Source organism: Magnetospirillum moscoviense, assembly GCF_001650635.1.
GTDB lineage: Bacteria > Pseudomonadota > Alphaproteobacteria > Rhodospirillales > Magnetospirillaceae > Magnetospirillum > Magnetospirillum moscoviense.
Genome location: NZ_LWQU01000189.1, coordinates 1 through 11,394 on the forward strand (window position 1 = coordinate 1; position 11,394 = coordinate 11,394).

General features: G+C 67.8%; 11 protein-coding genes and 1 pseudogene. 6 read left to right on the forward strand and 6 right to left on the reverse strand.

Annotated elements, in window-relative coordinates; genetic code table 11:
* Positions 1-173 precede the first annotated feature (173 nt).
* Together A6A05_RS18110 and A6A05_RS18115 are read right to left on the reverse strand one after the other, a co-directional pair.
* Complete coding sequence (locus A6A05_RS18110; RefSeq protein WP_068504297.1) at positions 174-2,693, reverse strand: ABC transporter permease; 2,520 nt, start codon at positions 2,691-2,693, stop codon at positions 174-176.
* Positions 2,690-3,370, reverse strand: coding sequence for an ABC transporter ATP-binding protein (locus A6A05_RS18115; protein WP_068504312.1), 681 nt, complete (start codon positions 3,368-3,370; stop codon positions 2,690-2,692). Before A6A05_RS18115 ends, A6A05_RS18110 begins: the two co-directional genes overlap by 4 nt.
* Positions 3,371-3,428: 58 nt before the next feature.
* Between A6A05_RS18115 and A6A05_RS18120 the strand changes: the two genes are divergently transcribed.
* The 4 genes from A6A05_RS18120 (at position 3,429) to A6A05_RS18135 (ending at position 6,292) form a co-directional block, all read left to right on the forward strand.
* Positions 3,429-4,031, forward strand: a complete 603-nt coding sequence (locus A6A05_RS18120; RefSeq protein WP_068504313.1) for an arylesterase — start codon at positions 3,429-3,431, stop codon at positions 4,029-4,031.
* The gene (locus A6A05_RS18125) at positions 4,028-5,143 is read left to right on the forward strand and encodes an FIST signal transduction protein (RefSeq protein ID WP_068504299.1); all 1,116 of its coding nucleotides are present in this window, start codon (positions 4,028-4,030) and stop codon (positions 5,141-5,143) included. Before A6A05_RS18120 ends, A6A05_RS18125 begins: the two co-directional genes overlap by 4 nt.
* Before the next feature lie 2 nt (positions 5,144-5,145).
* Positions 5,146-5,685, forward strand: coding sequence for an RNA 2',3'-cyclic phosphodiesterase (gene thpR, locus A6A05_RS18130; protein WP_068504300.1), 540 nt, complete (start codon positions 5,146-5,148; stop codon positions 5,683-5,685).
* Between the two features lie 67 nt (positions 5,686-5,752).
* On the forward strand, positions 5,753-6,292 hold the full coding sequence (locus A6A05_RS18135; protein WP_068504315.1) for a hypothetical protein: 540 nt from the start codon (positions 5,753-5,755) through the stop codon (positions 6,290-6,292).
* On the opposite strand, the gene A6A05_RS18140 is transcribed toward A6A05_RS18135, so the two are convergent.
* On the reverse strand, positions 6,282-7,148 hold the full coding sequence (locus tag A6A05_RS18140) for a DMT family transporter (RefSeq protein WP_068504302.1): 867 nt from the start codon (positions 7,146-7,148) through the stop codon (positions 6,282-6,284). The two genes, A6A05_RS18135 and A6A05_RS18140, sit on opposite strands and share 11 nt — an antisense overlap.
* Positions 7,149-7,356: 208 nt before the next feature.
* Between A6A05_RS18140 and A6A05_RS18145 the strand changes: the two genes are divergently transcribed.
* Positions 7,357-7,587: a hypothetical protein gene (locus A6A05_RS18145; protein ID WP_068504304.1), complete on the forward strand. Its 231-nt coding sequence runs from the start codon at positions 7,357-7,359 to the stop codon at positions 7,585-7,587.
* 26 nt (positions 7,588-7,613) lie between these two features.
* Here A6A05_RS18145 and A6A05_RS18150 read toward each other — a convergent pair whose 3' ends face one another.
* The gene (locus A6A05_RS18150) at positions 7,614-8,471 is read right to left on the reverse strand and encodes a LysR family transcriptional regulator (RefSeq protein WP_068504306.1); all 858 of its coding nucleotides are present in this window, start codon (positions 8,469-8,471) and stop codon (positions 7,614-7,616) included.
* A 227-nt stretch (positions 8,472-8,698) separates the two neighbouring features.
* Positions 8,699-9,052: a ribosome hibernation-promoting factor, HPF/YfiA family gene (gene hpf / locus A6A05_RS18155; RefSeq protein ID WP_068504308.1), complete on the reverse strand. Its 354-nt coding sequence runs from the start codon at positions 9,050-9,052 to the stop codon at positions 8,699-8,701.
* Positions 9,053-9,271: 219 nt separating this feature from the next.
* On the opposite strand from hpf, the gene htpG reads away from it, so the two are divergent.
* A complete protein-coding gene (htpG, locus tag A6A05_RS18160; protein WP_068504310.1) occupies positions 9,272-11,146 on the forward strand; it encodes a molecular chaperone HtpG in 1,875 nt (624 codons plus the stop codon).
* 91 nt (positions 11,147-11,237) lie between these two features.
* Here htpG and A6A05_RS21970 read toward each other — a convergent pair.
* Positions 11,238-11,394: pseudogene (locus A6A05_RS21970) on the reverse strand (IS4 family transposase); the annotation flags it as partial.

Consider the following 11,394-nt stretch of genomic DNA (forward strand, 5'->3'; position numbering starts at 1 on the left):
TCGCCGACAGCGACAGGGTCAAAAGCCTCTGCTATCAGCCCTGGGTCCAGCAGGTCATTTCGTAGGTTCGCCGGTATCAGACGCCGCCGGGCTTGGCACTGTGCGAAAAAGCCCGAGCGGCGATTGAGCCGGCCCGGGATCGGGCGCGCCACAGGCATAATCCGAGCGGAGTTTTACTCCGCTCGGAGCTCTGGGGCGGCCTTGGCGGCGGTGGCCGCCCAGGTTCCGGCGAAGCCGGCGGCCAGGCTGGCGCTGACGCAGACCGCCAGGGTGGCGGCCAATATCGCCGGCAGGAACACCCAATCGGCCTTCATCACGAAGACCAGGATGGCCCAGGCCGCCAGGGTGCCGATGGCGCCGGCCAGCAGGCCGGTCACGCCCCCGACCGCACCGAATTCCACCAGCCAGGCCCGCCACAGATCGGCCCGGGTCGCGCCCAGCACCTTCAGCACCACCGCTTCGCGCACCCGGCGGCGATGGCCGGCCATCACCGCGCCGGCCAGCACCAGGGCGCCGCCGGCCAGGGTGACCAGCGCGGCCAGGCGTACCGCCTGATCGGCGCGGGCCACCAGATCGCGCACCGAGCCCAGGGCTTCCTTGACCCGGATCGCCGAGACGTTGGCGAGGCGGTCGGTGACGGCGCGCTCGACCGCCGATTCGTGGGCGGCATCGGCATGCACCGTCGCCAGCCAGGTATGCGGCGCGCCGGCCAGGGCGTCGGGCGACAGCACGAAGGCGAAATTCATGTTGAGCGACGACCATTCCACCTCGCGCAGCGAGGCGACCCGGGCCACGATCTCGCGTCCCAGCACGTTCAAGGTGACGTGATCGCCCAGGCCCAGCCCCAATCCTTTGGCCAGCGGCGCGTCCAGCGACACCAGCGGCGGGCCGGCATGGTCGGCTGTCCACCACGCCCCGGCCGCCAGCCGGGTGCCGGGCGGCATGTCGGCGGCGCTGGTCAGGCCGCGATCGCCGCGCAAGGCCCATTCGGCTTCCGGGGCCACCGTCACCGATTGCGCCGGCACCCCGTTCAGCGCCACCACCCGGCCGCGCACCATGGGTGCCCGTTCGATGCGGGCCTGGGGATCGGCGCTGCGTACGATGTCGTCAAACCAGGCCGCCTGATCGGGCTGCAGGTCGATGAAGAAGAAGCTGGGGGCCTCGGCCGGCAATTTCTCGCCGAACTGGCGGGCCAGGTTGCCCTCGACCTGGGCGGTGGTCACCAGCACGGTCAGGCCCAGGCCTAGGCTGATCACCATGCCGACGATGGTGCTGCCCGGCCGGTACAGGTTGGCCAGCGCCAAACGGGCCGCCGGATGGGCCAACAGGCCGGTGCGCCGCCGCGCCAGCCGGGCCGACAGCCCGGCCAAGGCCCAGGCCAGGGCGCGAAACAGCAGAAGCGTGGCCGGTGCGGCGGCCACGAACACCGCCGCCAGACCCTTGCGGTCGGCGCTGGCCACCGCCAGGGCGGCCATGGCCAGGGCGGCCACCCCGATGATCGCCAGGACCGGCCAGCCCAGCGCCGTCGGTTCCTCGGCCGGACCGCGAAACAATCGGGTCGCCGGCGTCCGGGCGGCGCGGGCCAGAGGGGCCAGTCCGAACACCAGGGCGGTCAGCAGGCCGAAGGCGAAGGCCACCATCAGCGGCAGCGGATAGATCCCGACCTTTGCCGCGATGGGCAGGGCATCCCCGGCCAGGGCCACCACCAGGCCGGGCAGCAGGCCGCCCGCCACCAGGCCGGCGACGATGCCGGCCAGGGCCAGGCCGCCGACCAGCAGGGCGTAGGTGGCGAAAATCACCCCCGAGCCGGCCCCGGCCGCCTTCAGGGCGGCGATCGAGCGCAGCCTTCCGTCCATCACCGCCTTGACCGAGCTGGCGACGCCGATGCCGCCGACCAGCAGCGAGGTCAGGCCGACCAGGGTCAGGAAGGCGGCGATATTGTCGAGGATGCGGCCCAGGCCGGGGGCGGCCTCGCTGGTGTCGCGCACCTGCCAGGGCGCGTCGGGGAAGCGTTCGGCCAGCAGCGCCTTGGCCTGGGCCGGGCTGGTGTTGTCCAGCACCAGCCGGGTCGACCAGCGCACCAGGGCGCCTGGCTGCAGCAGGCCGGTGGTCGGCAGAAGCTCCAGCCCGACCACCAGGCGCGGCCCGAACGAAAGCGCGTTGGCGACGCGGTCGGGCTCGGCGACCAGCAGGGCACGCACCTGCACCGATGCATCGCCGATGCGGATGGTGTCGCCCAGCGATATGCCCAGCGCATCCAGCAATCCGGCCTCGGCCACCGCGCCGGGAATGCCGTCTTGGACCGCCAGCGCGGCGGTCAGGTCCTGCGCCGGCTCCAGCGTGACCCGGCCGACCAGCGGATAAAGCCGGTCGATCGCCTTCAACTCGACCAGCCGGCGGGCATCGCCGAAGCGGGCCATCACCCGAAGATCGGCGCCCTGGCTGACCGTGCCCAATTGCTTCAGGGCGGCCAACTGGGGCTCGGTCACCGGCTGATAGGATTGGCGGATGTCGAGATCGCCGCCCAGCAGGGCGCGGGCATCCTGCGAAAGTGCTGCGTGGAAGGCGGCCTTCAGCGAGCCGGCGCCGCTGATCGCCGCCACCCCCAGGGCCAGGCAGGCCATCAGGATGCGAAAGCCGGCCAGGCCGCCGCGCAATTCGCGCCGGGCGAAGCGAAGGGCGGCCAGGCTCATGACAGGCGCCCGTCTTGCATATGCACCACCCGCGAACAGCGCCCGGCCAGATCAAGATCGTGGGTCACCAGGATCAGGGCGGTGCCCAGCTCGCGGTGGCGGGCGAACAGAAGCTCGATCACCGCCTGGCCGGTGGCGCGGTCCAGATTGCCGGTCGGCTCGTCGGCCAGCAGCAGGTGCGGGCGGATGACGAAGGCGCGGGCCAGGGCGACGCGCTGCTGCTCGCCGCCCGACAACTGGCCGGGGCGGTGATCCAGCCGATGGGCCAGGCCGACCGCGTCCAGTTCCTCGCGGGCACGCTCGAAGGCATCGGGGCGGCCGGCCAGTTCCAGCGGCACCGCGACGTTTTCCAGGGCGCTCATGGTCGGGATCAGGTGGAAATTCTGGAAGACGATGCCCAAGCTTTCGCGGCGCAGCCGGGCCAGGCTGTCCTCGTCCAGGCGGCCGAAATCCTGGCCGGCGACCATGACCCGCCCGGCGCTGGCCCGCTCCAGCCCGCCGATCACCATCAACAGGCTGGACTTGCCCGAGCCCGACGGTCCGACCACGCCGACCGTTTCGCCCTCGGCCACCGACAGCGAAACCCCGGCAAGGACATTGACCGGACCGGCCTGGCTCGCCAATTTGAGATGGACCTCGTCCAATTCCACCAAAGGCTGGGAAGAAGAACCACTCATGATCGGCTTGGCTTTCATTGGGGGATGGCGACGGGTCTTGCTGCTCGGATATGGCGCCATGACCCTGCTTGTCAACGCTGGCCCGGCCGGCGCCGAGACTTTGCGCCTGCTGGCCCTGGGCGATTCCCTGACCGCCGGCTACGGTCTGGCCGCCGACCAGGGCTTCGCGCCCCAGCTGGAACGCGCCTTGCGGGCGCAAGGGCTCGACGTCCGGGTCATCAATGGCGGCGTCTCGGGCGATACCAGCGCCGGCGGGCTGGCCCGGCTGGATTGGGCCCTGGCCGACAAGCCGCATGCCGCCATCGTCGAACTGGGGGCCAATGACGGATTGCGCGGGCTGGAGCCGGCCCGCATGCAAGACAATCTCGACGCCATCGTCGGCCGGCTGAAAAGTCGGGGCGTCAAGGTGCTGCTGGCCGGCATGCTGGCGCCGCCCAATCTGGGCCGCGAGTATGGCGACGCCTTCCTGGCGGCCTATCGCCAGGTCGCCACGCGCCATGGCGTCCCGCTTTACCCCTTTTTCCTGGACGGCGTCGCCGGCCAGGCCAAGCTCAATCAGAAGGACGGCTTGCATCCGACCGCCGAAGGCGTCACGGTGATCGTCGAGCGGATCGCGCCTTCGGTGGCGCGCCTGCTGAAGGACGACGGAGGAAAGCGATGAGCTTCGCCTGCGGGGCGGCCCGATCCGACCATTGGGGCCTGGCGGCCAAGGCCTGCCTGGAAGGGGTCGGGCTGGCGGTGGCCGGGGCCAATCTCGGCATCGTCTACGTCGCCGAACGCTTCGCCCCCGATCTGTCGTCGGTGCTGACCTTCCTGCGCGAGACCACCCGCATCAACGCCTGGGTGGGCGCGGCGGTGCCGGGCGTGGTGGCCGGCGACGCCGAGCTGCGCGGCGGCGATGCCATGGCGGTGATGGTCGGCCGCCTGCCCGAGGATTCCTTCCTGCCCTTCACCAATGCCGACCTGGCGGCCTTTTCGATCCGGATGGCGCCGTGGCTGAAGCGGCAGGGCGCGACCTTGGCGATGGTCCACGCCAACCCGCGCGAGGCGGCGTTGCCGGCCTCGCTGGTGGCCGCCGCCGACGGCATCGGCTTTTTGACCGGCGGTCTGGTCGGTGCCGCCGAAGAACGCGCCCAGGTGGCCGGCCAGGTGGTCGGCGGCGCGCTGTCGGGGCTGGTGCTGGGGGCGAAGGTACAGGCGGTGACCGGCCTGACCCAGGGCTGCGCGCCGCTGGGCGGCCAGCATCTGGTCACCGAGGCGTGGGACGCCGCCTTGATGAGCCTGGACGGCCGTCCGGCCATCGAGGTGCTGAAGGAAGAGGCCGGCGAGCTGATCGCCCGCGATCTCAAGCGTGCCGCCGGCTATATCCATGTGGCGCTGCCGGTGGCCGGCTCGGACCGGGGCGATTATCAGGTGCGCTCGCTGCTGGGGATCGACCCCCGCAATGGCTGGCTGGTGGTCGGCGACGAATTGCGCCTGGGCAGCCGGCTGATGTTCGTGCGCCGCGATCCGCAGACGGCGCGGGCCGACTTGGCCCGCATGCTGGCCGACGTCACCCGCCGCCTCGATCGGCGCCGGCCGCTGGCCGCCCATTACGTCACCTGCACAGGCCGCGGCGAGGCGATGTTCGGCGCCGCCGGGATCGAGGCGGCGATGGTGCAGCAGGCCCTGGGGCCCGACGTGCCGCTGATCGGCTATTTCGCCAATGGCGAGATTTCGGGCGAGCGGCTGTACGGCTATACCGGGGTGCTGACCGTGCTGGTCAGTCATTAAAGATGATCCGGCTGTTCGTCGCCCTGTCCCTGCCGGATTCTGTGGCCGAGCGGCTGGCGGCGATGGCCGGCGGCGTCCCCGAGGCGCGCTGGAGCGGGGCCCCCAACCTGCACATCACCCTTCGCTTCATCGGCGAGGTCGATGAGGCCCAGGCCGCCGACATCGATGCCGCCCTGCTGGGGGTGCGGGCCGCCGCCTTCTCGTTGGGGCTGGAGGGCTTGGGCACGTTCGGCGGCCGGGTCGCCCACACATTGTGGGCGGGGGTCGAGCGCGTGCCGGCCCTGTTCCATCTGCAAGAACGGGTCGAGGCGGCGATGGGCCGGGCCGGACTGGTGGCCGAGGGGCGCAAATACACCCCGCACGTCACCCTGGCCCGCTGCAAGGCATCGCCGCCCGGGCGGGTGCAGGACTTCATCCTCCACCATTCGCCCTTTCGGGTCGATCCCTTCGCCATCGATCATTTCCACCTGTACCAAAGCCATCTCGGGCGCGGCGGACCGGATTATCGGCGGTTGGCCGATTACCCGCTCGATTCAAAATGATGGGGTCGGGACGGTCGGTTGCGCCTCTGGCTTGTGGGGGCTGGCCGATTCGGCTAATTTGAGCGCCATGGGAAAAGCGCGCTCGATTCTTGTCGCCGGATGGATTGCCCTGCTGCTGGCTGGCTGCAGTGGGGCCTCGACCTCGTTGCCGCAGACCCAGGCCGGCGATCCCGGCGCGCCCATCGACTTCCAATTGCTGACCGACATCCCGATCCCGTCGGGTGCCACCATGGACAACGACCGTTCGTTGATCCTGGGCGAGCGCGACCGCTGGACCGGGCGGGTGGTGATGAAATTGTGGAAGCCCGGCCCCGAGGCCGCCGCCTTCTATCAGGTCCAGATGCCGCAATTCGGCTGGGAGCCGATCATGGCCGTCACCTCGGGCATTTCGGTGATGAGCTATGTGCGCGGCGACCGCGCCGCCACCGTGCAGGTCGAGCGCGGCTCGATGTGGGGATCGACGGTGTCGGTGATCGTCGGCCATCGCTCGACCATGCTGCCGGCGGCGTCCAACGCCGCGCCCCTGGCCGCGCCGGTGCTTGAACCCGCCCCGCGCGCCGCCCCGGTCGAGCGGGTGCGCTCGGAGCCGCTGGCCCCTAGGCGCTAGGTTTCCTCGCCTCGCGGTGCAGGACGTACAGCCCGCAGGCGACGATCAGCCCCGCCCCGGCCAGCATGCGCGGGTCGGGTACCTCGCCCCAGAACAGCCAGCCGAACGCCACCGCATAGACCATGTGCAGGTAATCGAACGGCGCCACGGTCGAAACCGGGGCCAGCCGCAGCGCCTGGGTGATCAGAATCTGCCCCAGCCCCCCCAGCACGCCCACCGATGCCAGCAGCATGCCGTCTTGGATGGTGGGCGTCACCCAATGCCACGGCAGGGCCGCTCCGCTGCCTATGGTGCAGGATATGGTGAACCAGGCGACGATGGTGACCGGCCGTTCGGTCGTGCTCATCTGGCGGATCAGCACCATCACCACCGCATACAAAAGGGTTCCGACCAGGGCGGCGGTCAGTCCTAAGCCGGCGGCCGGCGGCGTCGCCCGGGTGATCAGCAAGATTCCCGCGAAGCCCAGGATCACCGCGGCCCAGCGCTTCGGCCCGACCACCTCGCCCAGGACCGGGACCGACAGGGCGGTCATCAGCAGGGGTGCTGCGAAGGCGATGGCGGTGACCTGGGCCAGCGGCAACGCGCCGAAGGCCAGGAAAAAGGCGGTGACCGCGGCGATGCCGATGCTTGATCGCACCACATGGGCCCAGGGCCGGGCGGTGACCAAGGCCGTTCGTCCGGCCGCCCACAAAAGGGGCGCCAGCGGCAGGAAAGCGAAGGCGGCGCGGAAGAACAGCACCTCGACCACCGGATAATCGGCCATCAGCGCCTTGACCAGGGCGTCCATGACGGCAAACACCGAGGTCGCCGCCACCATGCAGCCGATTCCGGCCAGGGGATAGCCGCGCCCACGCATGTCAAGCAAAGCCCCCCTTGAATTCAGCGCCCGTCTTTCCCATATAGGGTCTCCTCCTGATATTTTAGAGTTGCTGCGCAGTATTTGCGATGCAGCAATTTACGTCACAGATTTATCACCGGTTCTATGCTCTCTGATTACTCGACAAACCCGGTCGGACTCAGTGTATAGTGGCCCCAGGATCACCGCTGCAGGAAAGGGGACTCGCATGTTCAAGGCAGCCTGTTCGCCCGCCACGCCCTTTGCCTCTCGGGGCACCGGCACGGTCATGATCGGCAATCGTTCGCGCCGCTGTCGCAGCGATTATCTCGGCAATGCCGAGCCCGATCTGCATGAATTGCTGGGTGACGAGGTCCTGCGCCGCATGATGACCCGCGACGGCGTCGAGCCGGAAATGGTCCTGGCCCTGGTGGCTCATATGCAGGAAATGTCGGCCTAAAACGGCACGGGCCGCACAGACAAATCTTAATCTTCGCTTTCCAGCGAGGCGACGTAGCGCAGGCCTTCCAGGGCGGTGCGGAACCATTCGCCGCGTCCGTCGTCGGGGCTGTAGACCAGCCAGGCCGGGCGGCGGAAATCCGGGGCGCCGGTCACCTCGAACAGGCGGCCGGCCGCCAGGTACGACCGCACCGTGCGCATCGGGAAATAGCTGGTGCCGCCATGGGCCAGCACGTGCTGCAGCCCCAAGGCCCCCAAGCCCACCGACACCGCCGGCGTCTTGAGGTCGGGGAAGGCTTGGCCGTGGCCCTGGCGGAATTCCGGCCCCCAATCGACGAAGACGTAATCCTCGTCCCACTCCTCGACGGCGCGCGGCTTGGTCGACACCATCACCAGCCGCTCGTCCAGCAGCTTCTCGATATGCAGGCCGGGGCGGCTTTGCGGCGAATACATCACGCCGATATCCAGCATGCCTTCCGACAATTGCCGCATCAGCCCGTCGGACAGGCCGACCTCGGCCCTCAGCGCCACGTCGGGCAGCGCGGTGCGCATCCACGGAATCCACTGCACCAGCAGGCGGTCCCACAGCGAGAACTGGCCGCCGACATTCAGCACGGTGCGAAAGCCCGGCGGCAGGGCGATTTCCTGGCGGGCCTGTTCCCACACCCGGACCAGGCTGGCGGCATAGCGGCGAAATTGCAGGCCGGCGGCGGTCAGGCCGGTACCGGTCTTCGAGCGGATGAACAGCGGGCGGCCCAACTCGTCCTCGAGCGCCTTGATGCGCATCGAGACGGTCGATTGGGTGATGTCAAGGCGTTCGGCGGCCTTGTTGAAATTGCCGGTTTCGACGATTTCCAGAAAGGTACGCGCCAGGTCGATGTTCATGGATGGGGCTCGGGGCAAGACGTCGGTGCGTAATTCCGCACCTGCGAAGACGGCGGAGTTCTACTCCCATTGCCGGCAAACATCAACAGCCCGAAAGAGGGTAATCGAAAATTCCGATGGGGTAGGCAGGCGAACGGGCGCCGACTCCCCCCTTTGGGAATCGGCGCCCGATGTCAAGCGCAGGCAAAAACCCGAAACGTCTTAGACGTTAAAAAAACCGCAACGTCTTAGACGTTGGCGCGGGCCTTCACGTCGCCGCGGCTGCGGGCGACATATTCCTTCAGCTGGCGCTCGATGGCGGCGAAGGCGCCCTTGAGGGCGGCATAGATGTCTTCGTGCTCGTCCGAGTCGCGCTTGACCACCAGTTCCGAACCGGGAACGGCCAGGTCGATGCGGACATGGAAGGCGTCGCCCTTGTGGTGCAGGTTCGACGAGTTCTTGTGGTGCGATTCGATCGCCACCTTGCAGGTGGTGATGCGGTCGAACAAAAGCTCCAGTTTGCCCACCTTCTCGCGCACGCGGGTTTCCACCGCGTCGGAGTGGTCGATGCCGTGGAAGGTGATCTGGAGGGAATTCTGCATTTACGTCTCCTGCGTCTTCTTTTCCCCGCGCCGGAACGGCCGCTTTCGGCGGGCCTTGGGCCGCAGGGCCGCTATACATAACGATTCGATTGCCCCAGGGCAACCGGAACAGAGAGGGGTATCCATTTTTCCCCTTTTGAGGCGGGCTTGCAACCTTTCCAAAGCTGCCTCATATCAGGGGCCGCTCAACCCCTTCTAAGAAAACGGGACCAAGGGATCATGGCTGAAGAAAAGCGTGAGTTTCAGGCCGAAGTGGCCAAGCTGTTGGAAATCGTCGTCCACTCGCTCTACTCCAACAAGGAGATCTTCCTGCGCGAACTGGTGTCCAACGCCTCGGACGCCTGCGACAAGCTGCGCTACGCCGCCCAGACCGAGCCGCATCTGGCCGAGGGCGACGGCGAGTACAAGATCCGCCTGACCGTCGATACGGCCGCCGGCACCTTGACCATCGCCGATAACGGCATCGGCATGAATCGCGACGATCTGGTCGCCAACCTGGGCACCATCGCCAAGTCGGGCACCGCCGAGTTCATGAGCCGCCTGTCCGGCGACCAGTCGAAGGACATGGCGCTGATCGGCCAGTTCGGCGTCGGCTTCTATTCGGCCTTCATGGTGGCCGACAAAGTGCGCGTGGTCACCCGCAAGGCCGGCGAGCAGCACGGCTGGGCGTGGGAATCCGACGGCAAGGGCAGCTTCACCATCGCGCCGGCAGAAGGGGCCGCCCGCGGTGCGTCGATCACCCTGACCATGCGCGACGATGCCAAGGAATTCCTGGAAGCCCACCGCCTGACATCGATCATCAAGCGCTATTCCGACCATATCGCCATTCCGGTTATCCTGGCCGAGGGCGATGGCGGGGGCGAGGGGGATAAGACCATCAATTCCGCCTCGGCGCTGTGGACCCGCTCGAAGTCGGACATCTCGACCGAGCAGTACAAGGAATTCTACCACCACGTCGCCCACGCCTTCGACGAGCCCTTCCTGACCATCCATTACAAGGCCGAAGGCGCCATCGAATATACCGGCCTGCTGTTCGTTCCTGGGTCGAAACCATTCGATTTGTTCAGCCCGGAACGCAAGAACCACCTGAAGCTTTACGTGAAAAGGGTGTTCATCACCGACCAGGCCGAAGGGCTGTTGCCGCCTTATCTGCGCTTCCTTCGGGGCATCGTCGACAGCCAGGACCTGCCGTTGAACGTCAGCCGCGAGATGCTGCAGCACAATCCGGTGCTGGCCAAGATCAAGACCGGCCTGGTCAAACGGGTGCTGTCCGAGCTGAAGAAGAAGGCCGAGGACGATCAGGCGGCCTATCTGACCTTCTGGGAAGAGTTCGGCCCAGTCCTGAAGGAAGGCATCTACGAGGATTTCGAGCGTAAGGCCGAGATTCTGGCGCTGTCGCGCTTCCGTTCGACCGCCACCGACGGCTGGACCTCGCTGGCCGAGGCGGTGGCCCGCATGAAGGACGGGCAAGAGGCGCTGTATTTCGCCACCGGTGATTCGGTGGAATCCCTGAAGAAGAGCCCGCAGTTGGAAGGCTTCCTGGCCAAGGGCATCGAGGTGCTGCTGCTGACCGACCCGATCGACGAGTTCTGGGTGCCGGCGGTCGGCGAGTTCGAGGGCAAGGCCTTGAAGGCGGTGACCGAGGGCGGCCTGGACCTGGGCAAGATCAAGGGCGACGACAAGGCCGATGCCGATCGGCCGGCCCCGGCCGATTCCGGCGATCTCGACCTGTTGATCGCCGGGCTGAAGCTGTCGCTGGGCGACGCGGTCAAGGACGTCAAGGCATCGGAACGTTTGACCAGCTCGGCGGTGTGCCTGGTGATCGAGGAAGGCCAGATGAGCATGCATCTGGAAAAGCTTCTGAAGGCCCATCGCCAGCTGGATCGCGAACAGCCGCGCGTGCTCGAGATCAATCCGCGTCACCCGCTGATCAAGTCGCTGGCCGCCGCCATCAAGGCCAAGGGCCGCGAAGGCATCGACGACCAGGCCTGGCTGCTCTACGACCAGGCCCGCATCGTCGAGGGCGAGGCCCCGACCGACCCGGTCGCCTTCGCCCGCCGCCTGGCCCAGGTGATGGAACACGGGTTGGCTTAACAGGCTCGAGGAAAAACTCGGACGCCCTGCCATTTTGCTTAATTCGTCATGGCCGGGCTTGACCCACTGCTGTCCGGTTTAATTTTCGGGCTCATAGCAACACCATCTGATTGGGAGCGCCCCTGGGGCTGCGGTCGTCTCCGATTAGGCGGTCGATGCGGCGCAGGTGCATGAGGTTGGCGCGGACCAGACGGGCAAAGGCAAGCGGGCTTTGGACCAATTTCTGGGCCGTCTGGGCCAGGCGCAGC

What these genes read in the sequence shown, in the direction of transcription:
- A6A05_RS18110 (WP_068504297.1), bottom strand. Translation starts at nt 2,693, where the DNA reads ATGAGCCTGGCCGCCCTTCGCTTCGCCCGGCGCGAATTGCGCGGCGGC.
- A6A05_RS18120 (WP_068504313.1), top strand. Translation starts at nt 3,429, where the DNA reads ATGACCCTGCTTGTCAACGCTGGCCCGGCCGGCGCCGAGACTTTGCGC.
- A6A05_RS18115 (WP_068504312.1), bottom strand. Translation starts at nt 3,370, where the DNA reads ATGAGTGGTTCTTCTTCCCAGCCTTTGGTGGAATTGGACGAGGTCCAT.
- hpf (WP_068504308.1), bottom strand. Translation starts at nt 9,052, where the DNA reads ATGCAGAATTCCCTCCAGATCACCTTCCACGGCATCGACCACTCCGAC.
- thpR (WP_068504300.1), top strand. Translation starts at nt 5,146, where the DNA reads ATGATCCGGCTGTTCGTCGCCCTGTCCCTGCCGGATTCTGTGGCCGAG.
- A6A05_RS18135 (WP_068504315.1), top strand. Translation starts at nt 5,753, where the DNA reads ATGGGAAAAGCGCGCTCGATTCTTGTCGCCGGATGGATTGCCCTGCTG.
- A6A05_RS18140 (WP_068504302.1), bottom strand. Translation starts at nt 7,148, where the DNA reads ATGCGTGGGCGCGGCTATCCCCTGGCCGGAATCGGCTGCATGGTGGCG.
- A6A05_RS18145 (WP_068504304.1), top strand. Translation starts at nt 7,357, where the DNA reads ATGTTCAAGGCAGCCTGTTCGCCCGCCACGCCCTTTGCCTCTCGGGGC.
- htpG (WP_068504310.1), top strand. Translation starts at nt 9,272, where the DNA reads ATGGCTGAAGAAAAGCGTGAGTTTCAGGCCGAAGTGGCCAAGCTGTTG.
- A6A05_RS18125 (WP_068504299.1), top strand. Translation starts at nt 4,028, where the DNA reads ATGAGCTTCGCCTGCGGGGCGGCCCGATCCGACCATTGGGGCCTGGCG.
- A6A05_RS18150 (WP_068504306.1), bottom strand. Translation starts at nt 8,471, where the DNA reads ATGAACATCGACCTGGCGCGTACCTTTCTGGAAATCGTCGAAACCGGC.